This is a genomic window from Streptomyces sp. NPDC104814, from assembly GCF_055583185.1.
The window spans coordinates 798,713-819,587 of sequence record NZ_JBVJOL010000002.1 but is presented as its reverse complement, the minus strand read 5'-3'; the positions used below and the strand labels follow the sequence as shown (position 1 = coordinate 819,587).

The following is a 20,875-nucleotide window of genomic DNA, read 5'->3' as shown; positions in this document are numbered from 1 at the left end:
GGTGAGAGACGGAGGGGGCGGGGCGTCTGCGGGATGGGGCGGCCCGACGGCGCAGGGCGTACCGAGGCCATGATGCGGGGCCGGCCGCGGTCATCGGGGCGGGCCGGCCGCTGTCGTCGGGCGCGGCCGGCCGCCCTCGTCATGCCTGGACGTTGTCCTTCGCGGCGTCGGTGCTGTGCTGCTCCTGCTCGCCCGCCTCGAGGGCCGCCTGCTTGCGGGAGGCCCGGAGGCTGGTGAGCGTCGTGACCAGCAGAACGGCGAGGATGACACCGAGGGAGACCGGGATGCTGATCTCCGGGACGTGGACCCCCGACTCGTGCAGTGCGTGCAGCACCAGCTTGACGCCGATAAAGCCGAGGATGATCGACAGTCCGTAGCTCAGGTGCACCAGCTTCCTCAGCAGGCCGCCGATGAGGAAGTACAGCTGCCGGAGGCCCATCAGCGCGAAGGCGTTGGCCGTGAAGACGATGTACGGGTCCTGGGTCAGGCCGAAGATCGCGGGGATGGAGTCCAGGGCGAACAGCACGTCGGTGGTACCGATCGCGAGCATGACCACGAGCATCGGGGTCATGATCCGCTTGCCGTTCTGCCGGATCCACAGCTTGGTGCCGTGGTAGCGGTCGGCGACGCCGAACCTGCCCTCGACGGCCTTGAGGAGCTTGTTCTCCTCGTACTCCTCGTCCTCCTCGTCGGCCCGGGCCTCCTGGATCAGCTTCCAGGCGGTCCAGATGAGGAAGGCTCCGAAGAGGTAGAAGACCCACGAGAAGCTGGCGAGGATCGCGGCACCCGCGGCGATGAAGACGGCCCGCAGGACCAGGGCTATGAGCACACCGACGAGGAGCACCCGCTGCTGGTACTGCGACGGCACCGCGAACTTCGCCATGATCAGGACGAAGACGAAGAGGTTGTCGACGCTCAGCGACTTCTCGGTGATGAAACCGGCGAAGAACTCACCGGCGGGCTGTCCGCCACCGAAGAGCAGCAGGCCGAGTCCGAAGAGGCCCGCGAGGGCGATCCAGACGACCGTCCAGATACCGGCTTCCTTGATGGACACGTCGTGCGGTTTGCGGCCGATGAAGAAATCGACCGCGATCAGGGTGGCGAGACCCACGATGGTCAGGACCCACAAGGTCATGGAAACGTCCACTGCACCTCCGGCAGTCATCACGGCACGTAGCCGGCGTCATCGCTACCGGAGGTCTCTTCCACCCGCGGACGGGCCGACGCCCCGGGACCAATGGTGATCCGTATTGACGGGGACGCCGCAGCGACAGGGAGTACTCCCCTCCGTGCCCTCCACGGTACCCAACCACCAAGGAAAGGTAAAGTGATTGGCAAAGGAAGTACCAAAATACCTGGTGAGAGGCTCTTTACACGTACTTGGTGCGCTCGGCCGACACCTGGGCCAGGACCTGGCGGAGCACCTGACTGCCGGCCGGGACGAGCGCCGGCTCATACGTCCAGGCGTGTCCGACCCACGGGTCGGCCAAGTGATCGTCGGCCACCGGGGTCAGCCGCAGCAGGGCTCGCCACAGTGGATCGAGCAACGGACCGTAACCGGCGGCGTCCTCACGGTCGGCGACCATCATGAGATGCACGCCGACGGACGGGCCCTCGTCGGCGAGGTAGCGCAGCTGGGTCACGGCCCGGTCGTCGAATCCGTGCGGGAAGTCGTTGACGACCAGCAGTTGCTGAGCGGTGTCGAAGCCGGGAGGCAGGGAGTCGGCCGCGCCACCGCGCACCGCCATCTGCACCAGGTCCACACGCTGCGTCAGCCGGCCCAGCACGTCCGCCACACCGGCGGCGCCTACGGCCGGCGGCCCGGCGAGCACGCCGGTGTCCGTCAGCGGCGCCAGGGCGTGTGCCGCCGCACCGGCCGGGTCGATCACATGGACGGTGAACTCGCCCGCCGGATGCGCGGCGAGGAGCCGTGCGGCATGCGCGACCGCCGCCTCCATCGCCAGCCGTCGCCTCGCGTGGCCGTCGGTGAAGGCCCCGGCCTCCGAGGCCACGCGCCCGCTGTCGATCCACAGGCCGCGCTCCAGCGGCAGCCTCACCAGCATCGGGATGCGCAGCCGGTCGCTCTCGGGCAGGGTCAGATCGCCCAGACGCAACGCCATCGGCATCTCCATCGGCACCCGGTAGCCGTGCCAGACCGGGCTGTCCCACCGGGCGTACGCGGGCGGCAGGGCCGGCTCCACGACCTCGGCCTCGGCGATCAGCTGGGCCACGTCCCGGTCGAACGCCTGCCGGGCCTGGTCGACGAGCGCGCCGTACCGGGCGCGCGCCTCCTCGCGGGCCGCGTCGCCCTGGCCGCCGATCCGGCTGCGGGGGTCGGACAGGATCCGGTCGAGTTCCTTCTCCTGCCGGGTCTCCGCGAAGTCGACGGCGCTGCGGTAGGCCGCGGCCGTGCGGGCGAAGTCCTCGAACATGCCCCACACCTGGTTGTAGAGCCGTTCGTCCATCGTCCACCCGGTCGCGTCACCGGCTACGGGCTGGGCGGGTTGTCCGGGCGGCGGGGCGGGGGCGCTCGGCGCGGGCGTGGGTGGGGCGGTGTGCCGTCCCGGGTGCGTGTAGTCGATCGGGCCGCCGGTGGCCGGCGGCGACGGCCGGTCCGCTACGGCGCCCGGTTCGCCCGCGGCTACGGCGGCGTACGGGGGAACGCCGGCCGGTTGCGGGGGGACTGCTGCGGGCTGCGAGGCCGCCGACTGGCGGGTGGGCGTGCCGTCCGGGGAACGCGGCGCCTGGACCGAGCGGGTGAGCCCCCGTGTCACCGCCTCGTTGATCTCGTCCGCCACCTGCGGGGCCTCGGCCAGTCCCTGGTCGGCGAGGAGCTCCGCGAGTCCGCCGGCGTATCCCTGGCCGACCGCGCGGACCTTCCAGGCGCCCTGTCTGCGGTACAGCTCCAGGGCGACGACCGCGGACTCGGCGTCCAGACCGGTGAGGGTGAAGGTGGCCACCTCCCCGCCGTCGAGGCCGGTGACCGCGACGAACGGGGCGGCGACCGCGCCGAAGCGGACCGGGCCGCCGGTCCCGGTGGGCAGGGCGAGCAGCACGTCGACGCGGTGCACGGCGTCCGGCACGGCGGCCAGGTCCACCGCGAGACGGTGGGCGGCGGCCGCCTGCCGGGGGACTTCGAGGCCAGGCAGCGCGGGAGCGCCGGGATGGATCACGCACTCCGGTCCCCGTACCCTGCCGGCCTCGTCGACGAGCGTCGCGGCGGCCACGACCGGGGCTCCGGCCGAGACCCGGATCTCCAGGCGCACCTGGTCCAGCGGGTGGTTCTGCCCCCGCATCAGCTCGGCCGTCATCGCTCAGGTCCCCCTCGGTGTCACCGTGTCGTGCGGCGTGCCGGCCGCGCCCGCCCCGTTGCTGCGTCTAGAGCAGCGGCCAGATCGTCGGCATCAGGTCCTGGAAGGTGCGGCCGTTGGCCGGGGAGCCCAGGGCCGTCATCGTCCAGCCGGTGCCCGCACGGTGGACCTTCGCCATGATCTGGGCCGTGTAGGCGCCGCCGCCCGCGAGCGTGTAGCGGGCCAGTTCCTGGCCGTTGGTCTCGTCGACCAGGCGGCAGAACGCGTTCTGTACCTCCTGGAAGGTCTGCCCGGTGAAGGAGTTCACCGTGAAGACGATCTGGTCGATGTGGACCGGGACGCGCTGCAGGTCGACGAGGATGGCCTCGTCGTCACCGCCCTGGCCGACGCCGCCGACGAGGTTGTCGCCGGTGTGCCGTACGGAGCCGTCGTCGCTCACCAGGTGGCGGAAGAAGACGACGTCGACCGGCTGCTTGTCCGCGAAGAGGACGGCGGAGGCGTCGAGGTCGATCTCGCGGGTGCGGGTGCCGAACAGGCCGCGGCGAGGGGCCGCCTGCCAGCCGAGGCCCATGCGCACCGCGGTCAGGCTGCCACCGTCGTTCTTCTGCAGACTGATGGCCTGACCCTTGGTCAAGTTGACGGTCACGCGCTGATTCCCCTCTCGAGCAGTCCCCTGTTGCCGCACGGTGCGCGGTTGATCAGAACCCTACGCAGCGGCACTGACAGTGCCGAACCCCGGCGCATGCTTTGTGTCGGTCTTGCAACACAGTGCGTGCACACCGGGGCCCGGGTGGCAGGGGGCCACGGCCGTCAGGCCAGGCCCGCCTCCTTCATCTGGCGCAGCTCCTTCTTCATCTCCGAGACCTCGTCGCGCAGCCGGGCCGCGATCTCGAACTGCAGATCGGCGGCGGCGGCACGCATCCGCTCGGTGAGCTCCTCGATCTGCCCGGCCAGCTCGGTCGCCGGCTGGTCGGTGGGCACGGTCTCCTTGGCCTTGCCCTTGCCCTTGGCGGTCTTGGTGGCCTTGGTGTTCTTGGCCGTGTGTGCGCCCAGGGAGGGCACGGGCGCCTTGGTGCCGCGGCCGTCCTTCTTCGCCCGGTAGCCGGTGCCGAGCAGCTGTTCGGTGTCGACGTCCTCGCGGGCGATCTGCGCGACGATGTCGTTGATCTTCTTCCGCAGCGGCTGCGGATCGATGCCGTTCGCCTTGTTGTAGGCGACCTGCTTCTCCCGGCGGCGGTTGGTCTCCTCGATGGCCTTCTCCATCGCCGGGGTGATCTTGTCGGCGTACATGTGGACCTCGCCGGAGACGTTACGGGCGGCGCGGCCGATGGTCTGGATCAGCGAGGTGCCCGAGCGCAGGAAGCCCTCCTTGTCGGCGTCGAGGATCGCCACCAGGGAGACCTCGGGCAGGTCCAGTCCCTCACGCAGCAGGTTGATGCCGACCAGGACGTCGAACTCGCCGGAGCGCAGTTCGCGCAGCAGCTCGACGCGCCGCAGGGTGTCGACGTCGCTGTGCAGATAGCGCACCTGGATGCCGAGCTCCAGGAAATAGTCCGTGAGGTCCTCGGCCATCTTCTTGGTGAGCGTGGTGACCAGGACGCGCTCGTCCTTCTCGACCCGCTTGCGGATCTCGTGCACCAGGTCGTCGATCTGGCCCTCGGTCGGCTTGACGACGACCTCGGGGTCGACCAGGCCGGTGGGGCGGATGATCTGCTCGACGACGCCCTTGGAGCGCGACAGCTCGTAGTTTCCGGGGGTGGCCGACAGATAGACGGTCTGCCCGATGCGCTGCTGGAACTCCTCCCACTTCAGCGGCCGGTTGTCCAGCGCGGAGGGCAGCCGGAAACCGTGCTCGACGAGGGTGCGCTTGCGGGAGGCGTCGCCCTCGTACATGGCGCCGATCTGCGGGACCGTGACATGCGACTCGTCGATGACCAGGAGGAAGTCCTCCGGGAAGTAGTCGAGCAGCGTGTTCGGCGGGGTGCCGGGAGCGCGGCCGTCGAAGTGCATCGAGTAGTTCTCGACGCCGGAGCAGGTGCCGATCTGGCGGAGCATCTCCAGGTCGTAGGTGGTGCGCATGCGCAGCCGCTGCTCCTCCAGGAGCTTGCCCTGCTTGCGCAGCTCGGTCAGCCGCTCGTCCAGCTCGGACTCGATGCCCTTGATGGCGCGTTCCATGCGCTCGGGGCCGGCGACGTAGTGGGAGGCGGGGAAGACGTACAGCTGCTCCTCGTCGCTGATGATCTCGCCGGTGATCGGGTGCAGGGTGGTGAGCGCCTCGATCTCGTCGCCGAACATCTCGATGCGGACGGCCAGCTCCTCGTAGACCGGGAAGATCTCGATGGTGTCGCCGCGGACCCGGAAGGTGCCGCGGCTGAAGGCCATGTCGTTGCGCGTGTACTGGATGTCGACGAAGCGGCGCAGCAGCTCGTCGCGGTCGATCTCCTCGCCGACCTTCAGCGGGACCATGCGGTCCACGTACTCCTGAGGGGTGCCCAGGCCGTAGATGCAGGAGACGGAGGCGACCACGACGACGTCGCGCCGGGTGAGCAGCGAGTTGGTCGCGGAGTGGCGCAGCCGCTCGACCTCCTCGTTGATCGAGGAGTCCTTCTCGATGTACGTGTCCGACTGCGGGACGTACGCCTCGGGCTGGTAGTAGTCGTAGTACGAGACGAAGTATTCGACCGCGTTGTTGGGCAGGAGCTCGCGGAATTCGTTCGCCAGCTGGGCGGCCAGCGTCTTGTTCGGCGCCATCACCAGGGTGGGGCGCTGGAGCTTCTCGATCATCCACGCGGTGGTGGCGGACTTGCCAGTGCCGGTCGCGCCCAGCAGGACGACGTCCTTCTCACCGGCCTGGATGCGCCGCGCCAGGTCGGCGATGGCCGTCGGCTGGTCGCCGTTGGGCTGGTACGGGCTGACGACCTCGATGGGCGCCACTGTGCGTTCGATGTGGGAAACGGGCCGCATGACATCAACCGTACGACCCGCCACTGACAACGGGGTCGGATCAGCGGTTCTGCGGGGCCCGCGAGCGGCGTCGGCCCAGGTCGTGGTCGGGGCGCAGGGGTGCGCGGCGCACGGGCCGGCGGGCGGGGGTGTGGGCGGGGACGCCGGGCCGGGGCTCGGCGGCCGGCCGGGCGGGCCGGCCGGCGACCATGTGCGGGTCGAAGATCACCACGGCCGCGGCCAGGCAGAGGAAGGCGAGCGGTCCGACCAGCATCGGGGCGAGCAGGGACGCCGGCGAGTCGCCTTCGCCGGGGGCGCCGGTGCCGTGGAGGTGGACGCTGACGGCGGCCATGCCGGTGTAGTGCATGCCACTGACGGCGAGGCCCATGACGAGGCTGGCACCCACGCTCCACAGGAAGCCCCGGACCTGCCCGGCGGCCCACAGTGCGGCGGTGGCGGCGGCCATGCCTATGACGACGGAAGCGGCGACGGTGACGGTGTTGTACTCCAGTTGCCCGTGGAATCGCAGGCCGGCCATGCCGAGGTAGTGCATGGAGGCGATGCCGAGACCGGTGATCGTGCCGCCGGTGAACAGCGCCGTCCCGCTGGCGCCCCGGTAGCCCACGATGAAGATCCCGATGCCGACCATGACGACGGCGACGCCGAGGCTCGCGTAGGTCGTGGGTTTGTCGTAGTGGATCGGGGCCTGGTCGATGGTGAAGCCCATCATCGCCACGAAGTGCATCGTCCAGATGCCGGAGCCGATGGCCGCCGAGCCGAGGGCCAGCCAGCCCGGGCGCCAGGCGTGGGCGAAGAGCAGCGCGCGGGTGGTGCAGCGCAGGCCGAGGGCGCCTCCCAGGCAGGCCATGAGGTAGGCCACCACCGGTGTGACGAGTCCGTAGCTGAATCCGTCGACCGTGCCCTGCATGCGCGGCTGCCCTTCCGCCCTGTTCCGCCCGGGAATCTCCTGAAATGCACCCCCTCCCGGGCGCGCTCCAGCGGCCAGGGTTGAGGCAGAGAGTATGACCCCCACCGGAATGGTCGAACGATTTTCCGGCAAAGAAACACGCCCTTGCCTCAGATGTGCGCCCGCAGTGAGCGGACTTGGGCAACTCCATTCAATCTGTGGCCATTCTGCGCTCCCCCGTCGCTGACGCTCTGCTGTCAGAGTTGAGCTGTCTGTGATCGTTGTCTGTGATCGTCCGACGCGAGGAGTCCGCATGCACGCGCGCGCACTTGCCGCCACGACCACCGCGCTCCTGGCCAGCGCCATCCTTCTGTTCACCGCACCCGGCACCCACGCCGTCGTCACCGAGTCGCCCGTGGTCATCGCTCACCGCGGCGCCTCGGCCTACGCCCCCGAGAACACCCTGCCCGCCATCGACAAGGCGGCCGCGCTCGGCTTCCGCTGGGTGGAGAACGACGTCCAGCGCACCAAGGACGGCAAGCTCGTCGTGATCCACGACGACAGCCTCAAGCGCACCACGAACGTCGAGGACCTCTACCCCGACCGCGCTCCTTGGAAGGTGAAGGACTTCACCGCCGCCGAGATCGCCCGTCTGGACGCGGGCAGCTGGTTCGGCCCCGAGTACGCGGGCACGCGCGTGCCGACGCTGGCTCAGTACATGCGCCGCGTCGAGCACAACCACGAGCGCCTGCTGCTGGAGCTGAAGAACCCGGAGATCTACCCGGGCATCGAGCGGCAGACCCTCAAGCTGCTGGCCAACGAGGGCTGGCTCGACGCGCCGCACGTCGCGAACCGCCTGGTGATCCAGAGCTTCAGCGCGGACAGCGTGCGCACGGTGCACCAGCTGAAGCCGGCGGTGAGGACCGGGTTCCTCGGCACCCCGAACGTGGTGGATTTGCCGCGCTACGCGGGCTTCGTCGACGAGATCAACCCGACCTTCAGCTCCATCTCCACCTCCTACGTCGACGCCGTCCACGCCCTCGTCGGCGCGCACGGCAAGCCGCTGGAGGTCTCCACCTGGACCGTCGACGACGCGACGAGCGCTCGCAAGGCCGCCGGGTACGGCGTGGACGGCGTCATCTCCAACAAGCCCGACGTGGTGCGCGCGGCGCTCGCGGGATAGGCGGGGCCGGGCCGCCCGGGTCCGCTCCGGGGGGGCGTTGTCAGTGGCGGGTCGTACGGTGGTCGTCATGAACAGCCATGGGGGTGACGAGCAGCGGGTCGTGTGGACCGTCGTGGACAGCGGCATCGGCCCGCTGCTGCTCGCGGCGACCGGCGAGGGCCTGGTCAGCGTCGTGTTCCACGCGAGGGAAGCGGTCCGCGACCGGGCGCTGGAGCGGCTCGCGGACCGGCTGGGCGCCGAGCCCGTCGAGGCGCCCGGCTCGCCACTGCTGACCGAGGCGATACGCCAGCTCGAGGAGTACTTCTCGGGGACGCGAAGGGACTTCGCGCTGCCCCTGGACTGGTCGCTGATCTCCGGATTCAACCGGCAGGTGCTGCGCGAGCTGGCAGAGGGCGTGCCCTACGGCACGGTCGTCGGGTACGGCGACCTGGCCCGCCGGGTCGGCCAGCCGGGCGCGGCCCAGGCGGTCGGGATGGCGATGGGGGCCAATCCGCTGCCGGTCGTCGTGCCCTGCCACCGGGTGGTGGAGAGCGACGGCGGGATCGGCGGATTCGGGGGCGGGCTGGAGACCAAGCGCAAGCTGCTCGCCCTGGAGGGAGTGCTGCCCGAGCCGCTGTTCTGAGGACGCGGACGGCCGAGGGCGCTTCGGGGCTCCGGCCGCCGGCTCAGTCGTAGTGCCGGGCCTCGAAGATGTTGCCGTCCGGGTCGCGGAAGTAGAAGCTGCGGCGGGCCGCGCCGCGGGCACCGAAGGAGTCATGGGCGAGGTCGGAGACCGGGACGGCGCCTTCCTGGAGACGGGTGCGCAGGGCGTCGAAGGCGTCCCGGGCCAGCGACAGGCAGATGTGGTTGACCGGGTGACCCGCGCTGTCCGCGGCACCGGGCAGCATCGTCATCCGCTGGGCTGTGCTGAGCGGCATGAGGTCGATGATCGTCTCGTCGTTGACCCGTACGGACGGAAAGGGCGCCCGGCCGTCGGAGAACTCGGCGAGCCGGACCGGTGCGAGGCCGACCGCCGTCTCGTAGAAGCCGGCCGCGGCGACCGGGTCGCGCACCCAGACGACGACATGGTCGAGACGTGGCGAGTTGTCCGTCATGCGTCCAGGTTGATCGTCGTCGTCGGCCCCCGCAAGGGTTTGACCGGGGCCGCCGCCCGCCAGAGATGAGGCAGGACCGACAGACAGGAGGCTCAGCCGTGCTGGTGGTGTCCGAAGAGGTGCGGGAAGCGCTCGCCGCGCGTCGGCCGGTGGTGGCGCTGGAGTCCACGATCATCGCGCACGGGCTGCCACGGCCGCGCAACCTGCGGGTGGCGCTGGAGCTGGAGGCCGCCGTACGGCAGGAAGGCGCGGTGCCCGCGACGATCGCCGTCCTGGACGGCACCCCGCTCGTCGGCCTGGACAAGGAGCAGCTGGAGCGGGTCGCGAACGAGGACGGCATCCGCAAGCTGGGCCACCGCGACCTGCCGCTCGCCGTGGCGTCCGGGGCGAGCGGGGCGACCACGGTGTCGGCGACCGCTCAGCTCGCGGCGCTCGCCGGCCTGCGGGTGTTCGCCACGGGCGGGCTCGGCGGAGTGCACCGGCAGTGGACCCTCACTCAGGACGAGTCCGCCGACCTGGGGCTGCTGGCCCGCACGCGGATCACCGTGGTGTGCGCGGGCGTGAAGTCCATCCTGGACGTGCCGGCGACGCTGCAGCGGCTGGAGACGCTGGGCGTGGCGGTGGCCGGGTACGGCACGGACCGCTTTCCCGGCTTCTATCTGTCCGACTCCGGCCATCCCGTGGACTGGCGGCTGGACACGCCCGAGCAGGTGGCCGCCGTGATGCGGGCGCAGGACGCACTCGCGGCGCAGGGGTCCGCGCTGATCGTCGCCAACCCGGTACCCGAGGCGGAACAGCTGGATCCCGAGCTGCACGCGCGTGTGCTGGCCGAGGCACTGGAGGTGTGCGAGGCGGAGGCCGTGACCGGGCAGGCGGTCACACCGTTCCTGCTCGACTACTTGGTGCGGCACACCGAGGGCGCCTCGCTGAGCGCCAACCTCGCCGCGGTACGCGGCAACGTACGACTGGCTGCGCGCATCGCGACGGCGTGGACGGGGGCGTGAGCGCGGCGGGCCGGGCAGGGGCGGGTGGATCGGATCACGGCAGCCGCGGGCCGGGTGGGCCAGGTGGGCTGCTGGTCGTCGGCGATGTGGTGACCGACGTCGTCGCCCGGCACCGCGGGGCACCGGCCCGGGGCACCGACACGGCCGCAGCGATCCGCATCGTGCCCGGCGGCGCCGGCGCCAACGTGGCCTGCTGGGCGTCCCGTCGGGGTTGGCGCGACGTGCGCCTGCTCGGCCGTGTCGGGGCGGACACGGCGGAGTGGCATGCCCGCGAGCTCCAGGCCTGCGGGGTGCGACCGCGGCTGGTCGTCGATCCGGAGGCACCGACCGGGACGGTGATCTGCCTGGTGGACACCGCGGCCGCGGCGGAACGGACCTTCCTCACCGACAGCGGCGCCTCCCTGCGGCTGGACCGCGGCGACTGGTCGGACGCCCTGCTGGACGGTGTGGCGTGGCTTCATCTGTCGGGCTATCTGCTGTTCTCCGAGCCGAGCCGTGATCTCGTGGCCGCCGCTCTCGTCGCGGCACGCGCGCGAGGCGTACCGGTCAGCGTGGATCCGGCGTCGGCCGGGTTCCTCGAGGAACTGGGCGTGGACCGGTTTCTGGCACTGGTGGAGGGGATCGACGTCCTGTTGCCCAGCCGCGACGAGGCGTGCCTGCTCACCGGGCGGTCGGACGCGGCCGAAGCGGCGGCCGAGCTGAGCCGCCATCTCCCGCTCGTGGTGGTCACGTCGGGTGTCGAGGGCGCGCTGGTGGCCAGGTCGGGCTCCGTGTGCGACCGGGTTCCGGCGCTCCCGGCGAAGGCCCGGGACACCACCGGCGCCGGGGACGCCTTCACCGGTGGTTTCCTGGCCGCTCTGCTGGCCGGTGCCGCGCCGCGGAAGGCGGCGGAGGAGGGATGCCGGGCGGGCGCGCTCGCGGTGACCCAGGTGGGCGGCCGACCCGGCCGGGTGACCTGACGGGGAATCAGGAATGCTCGGAGAAGGCGTTACGCCTTGCGCCCCCACGCGGAGATCATCGGAGCCGTCGCCAGGTCCATGGAGCCGGAGGCGACGTTGGCCAAATGGCGGTCGATGTCCTCGTCCGTGGCGAGTCCGGCCTCCACGAGCCGGGAGCGGATCTGGCGGACGGTGGCGGCCTCCAGCGCGGCGCAGGCGGGCGAGGCGAGCGGGAAGTAGGCGTCCGCCTCGACCTGCTGCAGACCCGCCTCGCGCAGCAGACGCGGAAGTTTACGGCCGTAGGACAGGTCGGCGCCGCGGTCGGCCAGCAGGGACCGGAAGCCCTGGCGCAGGCGGTTGGCCAGTCGCTGCTCCGGTCCGGACTCGTCGGGGCAGACCAAGGGCTGCAGGGCGGGGTCGGCGTCCTCGATCAGGAGCCGCCCGCCAGGGCGCAGGGCCCGCACCATGGATGCCAACGCCCGCTCGCGGTCCGGGACATGGACGAGGACGAGACGCGCGTGGACGAGGTCGAAGCCGTCCCCGGGCGGTTCCTCGGCCCCCACGTCGTGGACGCGCACTTCCACCGGGGGCCGGTCCGCGGTGGCGAGCCGGGTGGTGTCGATGTCGGTCGCGACGACCGTGCCGGTCGGGCCGACCTTCTTGGCCAGCCAGGAGACCACGGAGGTGCCGCCGGCGCCGACCTCCCAGCAGCGTCGGCCGAGCCCGACGCCGAGGCGCTCCAGATGCCGGAACGTGACGGGGTCGAAGAGATCGGTGAAGGCGTCGAAGCGCTCCGCCGCCTCGCTCTGCCGGTTGTCGAGGAGGTAGCCGTCGTCGGATCGCGTCATGCCGCGATCATCCCAGTTGTCCGGCTCACCGGGAGCGGTCGACCCTCTGGGTGGCGGCCGAGCGCCCGTGCGGCCCGCCGTCCACAGGCGGGAACCAAGCGGAATATCGGCCTCCCACAGGCCCGTCCGCCCGTCCCGCCGGACTGGCAGACTGGCGGCTCCGGCGCGGTCCTCGTGCCGGCAAGGGGCGCGGCGCTGCGGCGCGGGGAGAGCCACACGAGGAGATCCATATGTCGATGACAGGGAATCTGCGCAAGGTCACGGGGCTGGACAGGGTCGGCGGGCTGCGCGGAGTGGCACGGCTGGCCCGGCGGCGGCCGAAGGTGGACCTCAGTCATCCGGCACGCTCCCCGCTCGGTTCCTCCGTGGTCAACTGCGTGACGTACCACGGCGGGGTACGCGCTCCGGCCGCCGGAGATCTGGTGGAGGCCGTGCGGCAGGTCCGCAAGAGCGGGGACGGTTTCGTCTGGCTCGGTCTGCACGAGCCGACGGACCAGGAGTTCGAAGGCATCGCCGAACTGTTCGACCTGCACCCGCTGGCCGTGGAGGACGCGATCGAGGCGCATCAGCGGCCGAAGGTCGAGCGGTACGGCGAGGTGCTCTTCGCGGTGTTCAAGACGGTCTGCTACGTCGAGCACGAGGAGCTCACGGCGACCAGCGAGGTCGTCAACACCGGGGAGATCATGGCGTTCGTCGGCCAGGACTTCGTCATCACGGTGCGGCACGGCCGGCACGGCTCGCTGGGCCCGGTGCGCGAGGGACTGGAGGCCGATCGGCAGCAGCTCGCCAAGGGGCCGTCCGCGGTGCTGCACGCGATCGCGGACCATGTCGTCGACGACTACCTCGGTGTCATCGACTCCGTGCAGGCGGACATCGACCAGGTGGAGACGGACGTGTTCGCGGAGACCGGCGCCCGGGTCGATCCCGGGCGCATCTACCAGCTCAAGCGGGAGCTGCTGGAGCTGAAGCGGGCCGTGGTGCCGCTCGGTCGGCCGCTGCTGGAGCTCGCGGACCGGCCGATGCGGGTGATCGAGCCGGAGATACAGGCCTACTTCCGGGACGTCTCCGACCATCTGCTGCGCGCCACGGAGCAGATCGCCGCCTTCGACGAACTGCTGAACTCGATCCTCCAGGCGCACCTCGCGCAGGTCTCCGTCGCACAGAACGAGGACATGCGGAAGATCACGGCCTGGGCCGCGGTGATCGCCGTGCCGACCATGGTGTGCGGCGTGTACGGCATGAACTTCGACACCATGCCGGAGCTGCACTGGAGGTTCGGCTACGGACTGGTCATCGGGGTGATATCCGTCGCCTGCCTGGCGCTGTACCGGGGTTTCCGGCGCAACGGCTGGCTGTGACGGCGGCCGCGACGGCTCACGGCGCTCGGCAACGGCCCGACGCCTCCCGGCGGGCGACGCGCGGTACCGCGCTCAGCCGCGGGCGTAGACGCTCTCGGCCCAGGACGCGATCTGCCCGTCGGACAGATGCCGGACGAGGTCGGCCTCGCTGATCATGCCGACCAGCCGCTTGTTGTCGATGACCGGGAGCCGGCGGATCTGGTGCTGCTGCATCTCGCGCAGGACCTCGCCGATGTCGGCGTTCGCGTCGATCCAGCGGGGGGTGCCCTTGGCGAGGTCGCCGGCCGTGACGCGGGCGGGGTCGTGGCCCATGGCCACGCAGCCCACGACGATGTCGCGGTCGGTGAGGATGCCGCACAGCCGCTCGTTCTCGTCGCTGATGGGCAGCGCACCGACGTTGAGTTCGCGCATCAGCTGGGCGGCGCGGTCGAGGGTTTCATGGGCGGGGATCCACTGGGCACCGGGGTGCATGATGTCTCCGGCAGTGGTCATGGAGTACCTCCCTGAGCCGGACGGCCGGCGCGGCACTGGACGTGACCGCGGTTCCGGCGTCGTCCATTCTCTCCGCGCCCGCCGCACACCGCACCTCCGGCCGTCCGTCCCGGCCCCGGGTGCCCCGGTCGGCTGCGGTGCGGCCGCTCAGCCGCCCCACGCCGGGTGCCGCGGGTCGTCGGCGCGCACCAGGACGTCGGCGGTGCCGGCGGGATCGGTCTCCTCGGCGTAGCGCTCGAAGGCGGGGAGGGTCCAGTGCTCGGCCTCGGGGGTCCGGCGGCGCAGCGCTCCGGGGGAGAGCAGGACGTGGACGGTCATGTCGAAGGGGAACCAGTGCCGCAGGAGGAGGGGACCGTGCAGCAACAGCACTGCATGGGGCGGGAGTTGGACGTAGGGGCTGCGGGTGGCGCGGTCGGCCACCGGATCCCACAGGTCCGGCAGGACGCGTCCGTCACCGCCGGGTTCGAGCGGCCCGAAGACCTCGCGCCACAGGGCGCCGGTGTCGAACCAGCCGTTGTAGTACGCCTCCAGATCATGACGGCCGTACTCCAGGCGCAGGGACGCGGGCCGCAGGAAGCCCTCGGTGCCGACGACGAGGGAGGGGCGGCCACGGACCCGCAGCGCCTGGCTCACGCGCTCGGCGAGGTCGCCCGGGTGCGCGGCCGGGGCGCCGTCGAAGGCGATCCGCGGCCACGAGCCGCCGTCGGCAGGGCTCAGATCGAGCAGCCGCTCCGCGAGCCGGTCGGCGAGCAGGTCCCAGGTGATCGCTTCGAGTCGCACAGAGCCCATGATGCGATACCCCTGGTGGGTGGCGCCGCGTCCGGTGGCGGGCATGAACGGGGTATGTCTTCCGCGACTCCCCCGGCCGGCCCCGGCCTCGTCGTCGTCCAGCCGCTGCGGCACAAGCGGTGCGCGGCGTGCCGGCGCGGCCCGCTGCCGATGCTCGTCCTGGAGAGCGGCGTACCGCGCTGCCTGGACTGCGCCGACCTGGGACACCTGGTGTTCCTGCCACGCGGCGACACGGCTCTGACCCGTCGGTCGCGGGAGGAGAGCGGCCTGTCGGCGGTGGTCGTGCGGTTCAACCGGCGCAAGGCGCGTTACGAGCGGCAGGGCGTCCTGGTGGAGGAGGCGGCGCTGGCCCGGGCCGAGATGCGCTGCCTCGCGGACGCGGAGGCGCGGCGGCGGCGACGGGCGCGGGACGCTCGCAGGCGGGCGGCGGAGGACTTGCGGTTCACCGCTGCGTTCGCGGCCGAGATCCGGCGGTTGTTCCCCGGTTGCCCTGACGAGCGGGCGCGGGCCATCGCCGCGCATGCCTCGGTGCGCGGCAGCGGACGGGTGGGGCGCAGTGCGGCGGGGCGGGCGCTGTCGGAGGACGCCGTGGTCGCGGCGGTGCGGGCGGCCGTGCGGCATCTGGACACGCCGTACGACCGGCTGCTGATGAGCGGGACACCGCGCCATGAGGCCCGGCGTCGGATCGCGCCGCAACTGGAGGCGGTGCTCGCACGGTGGCGGCACGGGGAGCTGCCCTCGGCGGGGTGAAGCCAGACTTCGGACAGTAGTGGGCCACGCTGATGGATCGCCCTTCGAAGGGTCGCCGGCCCGCTGCCTGGACGTTCTCGCATGGGTCCGCGCGGCTCGGCGATGGGCGTGCCCGGCTCGGGCGGCTTGACTGGGGGGTGACGGCGGGCATTCGCCCGGGCAAGATCTACGACGTTTGCTGTGGCGGGACGGGAGTTGGGGGAACCATGATCGAGGGACCGTACCTGGTGCTGACGGTGGTGGGCGTGCTGGCGACGGCACTGATGGCCGGCATCTTCTGCGCCTTCTCCGTGCTCGTGATGCGCGGGCTCACGGCGCTGCCGCCCGCACAGGGTGTCGCCGCGATGAACGCGATCAACCGGGCGGCGTATTCACCGGCGTTCATGGTCGTGTTCCTCGGGGCGACGCTGGTGAGCGTGACACTCGCGGTCATCACCTTCCTGCGGTGGCCGCAGGGCGCCGTGGAGCTGCTGGTGGGCAGCGCGTTGTTCCTGTTCGGGGCGTTCGGTGTGACGGCGGCGGCGAACGTGCCGCGCAACGACACACTGATGCGGCACACGGCGGACACCCCGGAGGCAGCCGCGTACTGGCCGTCGTACCTGAAGGAGTGGACCCGCTGGAACCACATACGGACGATCGCCTCGACGGCGTCCGCGCTGACATACGTGCTGGCGCTTCTCTGACCTGCGCCACCCCGCTGCTCATCCGAGACCGCCGCCACCCGGCGGCTCATCCCCGACTCTCGCTACCCGGCTGCCGGTCCCGCCTTCCCGTCCCGCCCGCCGTATGCCCGCCGTGCGGCGCGGCTCGCCGCCCTGCGCGCCTGACGGCCCGGACGTATCGTGGCCGCAGGATGTGCCGCCCCGCGGCGCACGGCCTGTCGCATGCGACGCGAGGAAGACGGCCATGGCCGATCCCAAGGGATTCATGACGACCCCCCGCCAGGACTGGCCGCGCCGGCCGGTCGAGGAGCGGGTGCGGGACTGGGACGAGGTGTACGTCCCGGGGGCGCTGTTGCCGATCATCAGCAAGCAGGCCGACCGGTGCATGGACTGCGGCGTTCCGTTCTGCCACCACGCCTGTCCGCTCGGCAATCTCATCCCCGAGTGGAACGACCTGGTCTCCCGCGAGGACTGGCGGGCGGCGAGCGACCGGCTGCACGCGACGAACAACTTTCCCGAGTTCACCGGCCGGCTGTGCCCGGCGCCGTGCGAGGCGGGCTGCGTACTGGCCATCGACCAGCCCGCCGTGACGATCAAGAACGTCGAGTGTGCGATCGCGGACCGGGCGTGGGAGGAAGGATTCGCACCTCCCCGAGCTCCCGAGCGGCTGTCCGGAAAGACGGTGGCCGTGATCGGCTCCGGCCCGACCGGGCTCGCCGCGGCCCAGCAGCTCACCCGGGCCGGGCACACCGTCGCCGTGTACGAGCGGGACGACCGGCTCGGCGGACTGATGCGGTACGGCATCCCCGCGTTCAAGATGGAGAAGCGCCACCTGGAGCGGCGGCTGGAGCAGATGCGGGCGGAGGGAACGAAGTTCCGCACCTCGACCGCCGTCGGGCGGGATGTCGCTGCCGACGAGCTGCGAGCGCGCTACGACGCGGTCGTGGTCGCCACCGGGGCCACGACCTGGCGGGAACTGGGGGTGCCAGGGCGGGAGTTGACGGGGATCCAGCAGGCGATGGAGTACCTCCCCCTGGCCAACCGGGTGTGCGAGGGCGACCTGGTGAGTTCACCGCTGTCGGCGGCCGGCCGGCACGTCGTGATCGTCGGCGGCGGGGACACGGGCGCGGACTGCCTGGGCACGGCGGTACGGGAGGGCGCCGCGTCCGTCACCCAGCTGGACATCTACGGCCGGCCCGGAGCCGAGCGCGACGAGGACGCCGAGCCGTGGCCGACGTACCCGAAGGTCTACCGTCTGTCCGCCGCCCATGAAGAGGCCCGTGACCTGAGGACAGCGCCGGCGGCGGACGCGGACGCACGACTGTTCGCGGCGTCGACACTGCGGTTCACCGGGGACGCGCAGGGACATGTGCGCTCCCTGCACCTGGTGGAGGTGGACGCGCACCGCCGTCCGCTGCCCGGTACCGACCGGACACTGCCCGCCGACCTCGTTCTGCTCGCCCTCGGCTTCACGGGCCCGGACCGGCACGACGGCCTGATCGACCAGCTGGGTCTGGTGGTGGACGCGCGTGGCACGATCGCCCGTGACGCGGACTTCGCGACGAACGTCCCCGGTGTGTTCGCCGCCGGGGACGCGGCGCGCGGCCAGTCCCTGATCGTGTGGGCGATCGCGGAGGGCCGCGCGGTGGCGGCCGCCGTCGACCGCCATCTCACGGGCAGTACCCGTCTGACCTCACCGATCGGCCCGTACGACCGGCCACTCACCGCGTGAGCGTGCACGAGGCCCGTTGAGGCCCGTCATCTCACCGCGTCCCCGCGCAGGATGCCGCCGTCGTCAGGGGGCACCGCGCACATGAGGACCGGCAGGATCAGGAAGGGCAGAGAAAGAAGAGCTGAGAATGAAGGGCAGAGAAAGAAGGGCGGACAAAAAGGCAGCAGAACGGTTCAGGACAGCAGGAAGTCCGCCACCCCCGCCTTCGCGCCCTCGATGAACGCGGTCATCTCGGCGGAGGTGTAGATCAGCGCCGGCCCGTCGGGGTCGGTGGACTGGCGTACGGCGATCCGTCCGTCGGCGAGCTTCATGGCCTCCAGGCAGTTGCCGCCGTTGCCGCCGCTCCACGGCTTGTGCCAGCCCTCGCTGCCCAGCTCCCGCGCGGGCATCCCGTTGTAGATCCCCTCGGCGCGGGCCCGCGGCCGGGACGGGGACGTGGTGTGATCCATTCACAGCTCCTTGCGGAGATCCTGCAGGATCTCCTTCGTGCGATGTGCCGTCGCGGCATGTGCCGCCATGCGGTCCATGACCTCGAGATGGGCGGCCACCTCGGGGCGCGCGTCGAGATAGACCGCGCCGGTCAGGTACTCGCTGTAGACCATGTCCGGGAGTTCCGGCATGGCGAATCGGAAGAGCACGAACGGCCCGTACGTGCCGGGGTGCGGGCCGGCGGAGAACTCGGCGACCTGCAGCGTCACATGGGGCAGCGTCGTGGCCTCGAGCAACTTGTCGATCTGGGCGCGCATCACCTCCGGACCGCCGACGGGGCGGCGCAGGACGGTTTCGTCCATGACGACCCACAGCCGGGGGGCGTCCTCACGGGTGAGCAGTTGCTGGCGCTGCATGCGCAGGGCGACATGACGCTCGATGCCGTCCGGCCGGGTCTGGCCGATGGCGCCCGAGCACAGCACAGCGCGCGCGTAGTCCTCGGTCTGCAGCAGACCGGGAACGAAGTGCGGCTCGTACTGGCGGATCAGCGACGCCGCGCCCTCCAGGCTGACGTGCAGGGAGAACCAGCCGGGCAGGATGTCGTGGAAGCGCTGCCACCAGCCGGGCCGGTTGGCGTCCTCGGCGAGCTGCACGAAGGCGTCGGCCTCGCCGTCGTCGACGCCGTACGCCTTCAGCAGCAGCTGGAGGTAGGGGATCTTCAGCGCGACCTCCGCCGTCTCCATACGGCGGATGGTGGCGGGGGCGACACGGAGGACGCGGGCGGCTTCCTCACGCTTGAGCCCGGCGCGTTCCCGCAGGTCCAGCAGGCGCCGGCCGAGAACCACCTGTCCCACGGTCGGCGCGGACCGCGGTTCGCTCACGCTCCACCTCCAGGAAGCGACCCACCAACGAAAGCATGCTGACAGCCCTGCGGCGCCGTTCGAAGATCTATTCGAAGGTCTGGGCAGACCTCCGGCGATCCGAACTGGCGCCGCTCGACGTGCTGACGCGAGCAGTGTGCCATGACCTGTGCAGGCAGCACATCGCACTCTGCACTTTTCAGAGTGACTCTTGCCAAGTGTTCCCGGCGGGGCGATAGTGGCAAGCGTGATTCCGTCCGTGCCCTTAGGAACAGACGCCGCCGCAGACCCGATCGGTCTCGGTGCCGCCTCGGGAGTGAACCCCTTGGGGGGCACTGCCGAGCGACGGTTCCGCTTCGAGCTGGCCGCGCACCCCGGTTCCCCGGCGCGGGCCAGACGTCTGACGCGGGCGCGGCTCACCGGCTGGTCGGTGGGCGAGGACGCCTGTGACACCGCGGCGCTCGTCATATCGGAGCTGGTCACCAACGCCATCGTGCACACCGCGAGCAGCCGCGTGGTGTGCGAGCTCCACGACCACGACGACACCGTGCGCATAGCGGTGCGCGACGAGGGATGCGCGCCCGGCGATCCCCACCCGGCTGCCCAGCGGGGCGAGGCGGAACACGGGCGGGGACTGCTGCTCGTCGATGCCATGTGCCGGGCCTGGGGGGCCCAGGAGCACGGCCCCGGGCTGCTGGTGTGGGCCGAGGTGCCGCGCCAGGCCGACACGCCGGGCAGCCCCGGCGAGCCGCGCAACGACCTGGGCTGGGGCAGCCGCCCCAAGCCGGGGCCGGCCGGCTCCGGCGAGGGCGGCGACGAGGGCGGGAACGGCGACGGCGACGAAGGAAAGACCGGTGCGGGACAACTGACCCTCGCATCGGACGGACCGAGCGCGGCCGAGCCGGGCGAGCCTGGCGGCCGCGAGAGGGGGAGGCCGTGACCGCCGGATCCGGCCACGGCCCGGTACTGACCATGAACACGCTCGTCCAGCTCACCCGCCGTCTGCACAGGCCCGCAGGCCCCCGCAGGCTCGCCATGCCGGAGGGCATGACCGCCCCGCTCGGCTGCGACGCGGTGGCCGTCCCGGCCCGCTTCGGCCCCCTGCTCCTGCCCCGCCTGCCGCGCGTCGGCTGTGTCTACGCCGATGAGGCGCGCTGGTGGTGGATCGTCCCGTCCGACTCCGACTACGCCGTGGAGTGGCCCGCCCCCGCGCTGTACGCCACCGGCGCGATCCTGCCCGACTCCGACGGCCCGCATGCGCCCGGCCTCATCCACCGACCGGACGACACGGTTCCGTACACCCCGCCGATCCCGCTGTACCTGGCGGTCTGCCGCCTGACGGGCACGGTCCCGAGCTGGTCCCGCCCGGTCAACGCGTAACGCCTGCGGCAGCCGCGCGCACCACCGCGGCCCGCCGCAGCGGCGCGAGCCCCCACCCACCGCCGCGCCTCTCCGCCCCCAGCGTGCGCCCGCACCGCGCCGACTCTCCCGTGCCTCGCGGGCGTCCGCGCCGCACCGCTCCCCCGACTCGCCTGCCCCCCCGGCGCCTCGCCCGCGCCCGCGCTCACGCACGCG

At 71.7% G+C, this 20,875-nt stretch carries 21 protein-coding genes; 10 read left to right on the top strand and 11 right to left on the bottom strand.

What is annotated here, in order from left to right:
• Positions 1 to 139 precede the first annotated feature (139 nt).
• From ACZ64A_RS12225 to ACZ64A_RS12205, 5 genes are all read right to left on the bottom strand, one after another.
• Positions 140 to 1,147 carry a TerC family protein gene (locus tag ACZ64A_RS12225; RefSeq protein ID WP_469809940.1) on the bottom strand — a complete coding sequence of 336 codons (1,008 nt, stop codon included), beginning with the start codon at positions 1,145 to 1,147 and terminating at the stop codon, positions 140 to 142.
• Between the two features lie 223 nt (positions 1,148 to 1,370).
• A complete protein-coding gene (locus ACZ64A_RS12220) occupies positions 1,371 to 3,311 on the bottom strand; it encodes a TerD family protein (RefSeq protein WP_469809939.1) in 1,941 nt (646 codons plus the stop codon).
• Positions 3,312 to 3,378: 67 nt separating this feature from the next.
• A complete protein-coding gene (locus ACZ64A_RS12215; protein ID WP_469809937.1) occupies positions 3,379 to 3,957 on the bottom strand; it encodes a TerD family protein in 579 nt (192 codons plus the stop codon).
• Positions 3,958 to 4,121: 164 nt separating this feature from the next.
• Complete coding sequence (gene uvrB / locus ACZ64A_RS12210) at positions 4,122 to 6,275, bottom strand: excinuclease ABC subunit UvrB (RefSeq protein ID WP_469809936.1); 2,154 nt, start codon at positions 6,273 to 6,275, stop codon at positions 4,122 to 4,124.
• Positions 6,276 to 6,315: 40 nt separating this feature from the next.
• Positions 6,316 to 7,182 (bottom strand): MHYT domain-containing protein, encoded by an 867-nt coding sequence (locus ACZ64A_RS12205; protein WP_469809934.1) that lies wholly within the window; start codon positions 7,180 to 7,182, stop codon positions 6,316 to 6,318.
• A gap of 292 nt (positions 7,183 to 7,474) precedes the next feature.
• On the opposite strand from ACZ64A_RS12205, the gene ACZ64A_RS12200 reads away from it, so the two are divergent.
• Both ACZ64A_RS12200 and ACZ64A_RS12195 read left to right on the top strand, forming a co-directional pair.
• Complete coding sequence (locus ACZ64A_RS12200; protein ID WP_469809932.1) at positions 7,475 to 8,344, top strand: glycerophosphodiester phosphodiesterase; 870 nt, start codon at positions 7,475 to 7,477, stop codon at positions 8,342 to 8,344.
• A gap of 67 nt (positions 8,345 to 8,411) precedes the next feature.
• Complete coding sequence (locus tag ACZ64A_RS12195; RefSeq protein WP_469809931.1) at positions 8,412 to 8,966, top strand: methylated-DNA--[protein]-cysteine S-methyltransferase; 555 nt, start codon at positions 8,412 to 8,414, stop codon at positions 8,964 to 8,966.
• Between the two features lie 43 nt (positions 8,967 to 9,009).
• On the opposite strand, the gene ACZ64A_RS12190 is transcribed toward ACZ64A_RS12195, so the two are convergent.
• Positions 9,010 to 9,438 (bottom strand): VOC family protein, encoded by a 429-nt coding sequence (locus ACZ64A_RS12190; protein ID WP_469809930.1) that lies wholly within the window; start codon positions 9,436 to 9,438, stop codon positions 9,010 to 9,012.
• Positions 9,439 to 9,503: 65 nt separating this feature from the next.
• Between ACZ64A_RS12190 and ACZ64A_RS12185 the strand changes: the two genes are divergently transcribed.
• On the top strand, positions 9,504 to 10,442 hold the full coding sequence (locus ACZ64A_RS12185; protein ID WP_469809928.1) for a pseudouridine-5'-phosphate glycosidase: 939 nt from the start codon (positions 9,504 to 9,506) through the stop codon (positions 10,440 to 10,442).
• On the top strand, positions 10,439 to 11,401 hold the full coding sequence (locus tag ACZ64A_RS12180; RefSeq protein ID WP_469809927.1) for a carbohydrate kinase family protein: 963 nt from the start codon (positions 10,439 to 10,441) through the stop codon (positions 11,399 to 11,401). The genes ACZ64A_RS12185 and ACZ64A_RS12180 overlap by 4 nt, the downstream gene beginning before the upstream one ends.
• Before the next feature lie 29 nt (positions 11,402 to 11,430).
• Here the strand turns inward: ACZ64A_RS12180 and ACZ64A_RS12175 are convergent, their stop codons facing one another.
• Positions 11,431 to 12,228: a methyltransferase domain-containing protein gene (locus tag ACZ64A_RS12175; RefSeq protein WP_469809926.1), complete on the bottom strand. Its 798-nt coding sequence runs from the start codon at positions 12,226 to 12,228 to the stop codon at positions 11,431 to 11,433.
• A gap of 230 nt (positions 12,229 to 12,458) precedes the next feature.
• On the opposite strand from ACZ64A_RS12175, the gene ACZ64A_RS12170 reads away from it, so the two are divergent.
• Complete coding sequence (locus ACZ64A_RS12170) at positions 12,459 to 13,586, top strand: magnesium and cobalt transport protein CorA (protein ID WP_469809925.1); 1,128 nt, start codon at positions 12,459 to 12,461, stop codon at positions 13,584 to 13,586.
• 72 nt (positions 13,587 to 13,658) lie between these two features.
• On the opposite strand, the gene ACZ64A_RS12165 is transcribed toward ACZ64A_RS12170, so the two are convergent.
• Together ACZ64A_RS12165 and ACZ64A_RS12160 are read right to left on the bottom strand one after the other, a co-directional pair.
• The gene (locus tag ACZ64A_RS12165; protein WP_469809924.1) at positions 13,659 to 14,078 is read right to left on the bottom strand and encodes a CBS domain-containing protein; all 420 of its coding nucleotides are present in this window, start codon (positions 14,076 to 14,078) and stop codon (positions 13,659 to 13,661) included.
• Between the two features lie 147 nt (positions 14,079 to 14,225).
• A complete protein-coding gene (locus ACZ64A_RS12160; protein WP_469809922.1) occupies positions 14,226 to 14,858 on the bottom strand; it encodes a nucleoside/nucleotide kinase family protein in 633 nt (210 codons plus the stop codon).
• A 63-nt stretch (positions 14,859 to 14,921) separates the two neighbouring features.
• Here ACZ64A_RS12160 and ACZ64A_RS12155 point away from each other — a divergent pair, with 63 nt between their 5' ends.
• From ACZ64A_RS12155 to ACZ64A_RS12145, 3 genes are all read left to right on the top strand, one after another.
• Entirely contained in the window at positions 14,922 to 15,617 is a 696-nt protein-coding gene (locus ACZ64A_RS12155; RefSeq protein WP_469809921.1) for a DUF2293 domain-containing protein, read from the top strand.
• A 206-nt stretch (positions 15,618 to 15,823) separates the two neighbouring features.
• Positions 15,824 to 16,300: an anthrone oxygenase family protein gene (locus ACZ64A_RS12150; RefSeq protein WP_469809919.1), complete on the top strand. Its 477-nt coding sequence runs from the start codon at positions 15,824 to 15,826 to the stop codon at positions 16,298 to 16,300.
• Positions 16,301 to 16,523: 223 nt separating this feature from the next.
• Positions 16,524 to 18,011: a glutamate synthase subunit beta gene (locus tag ACZ64A_RS12145; RefSeq protein ID WP_469809917.1), complete on the top strand. Its 1,488-nt coding sequence runs from the start codon at positions 16,524 to 16,526 to the stop codon at positions 18,009 to 18,011.
• 173 nt (positions 18,012 to 18,184) lie between these two features.
• Here ACZ64A_RS12145 and ACZ64A_RS12140 read toward each other — a convergent pair whose 3' ends face one another.
• Positions 18,185 to 18,460, bottom strand: coding sequence for a DUF397 domain-containing protein (locus ACZ64A_RS12140; RefSeq protein ID WP_469809916.1), 276 nt, complete (start codon positions 18,458 to 18,460; stop codon positions 18,185 to 18,187).
• Positions 18,461 to 19,321 carry a helix-turn-helix domain-containing protein gene (locus ACZ64A_RS12135; protein WP_469809915.1) on the bottom strand — a complete coding sequence of 287 codons (861 nt, stop codon included), beginning with the start codon at positions 19,319 to 19,321 and terminating at the stop codon, positions 18,461 to 18,463.
• Between the two features lie 190 nt (positions 19,322 to 19,511).
• Between ACZ64A_RS12135 and ACZ64A_RS12130 the strand changes: the two genes are divergently transcribed.
• Both ACZ64A_RS12130 and ACZ64A_RS12125 read left to right on the top strand, forming a co-directional pair.
• Positions 19,512 to 20,240 (top strand): ATP-binding protein, encoded by a 729-nt coding sequence (locus tag ACZ64A_RS12130; RefSeq protein WP_469809914.1) that lies wholly within the window; start codon positions 19,512 to 19,514, stop codon positions 20,238 to 20,240.
• Positions 20,241 to 20,272: 32 nt separating this feature from the next.
• On the top strand, positions 20,273 to 20,680 hold the full coding sequence (locus ACZ64A_RS12125; RefSeq protein ID WP_469810182.1) for a hypothetical protein: 408 nt from the start codon (positions 20,273 to 20,275) through the stop codon (positions 20,678 to 20,680).
• The last annotated feature ends 195 nt before the right edge of the window (positions 20,681 to 20,875 follow it).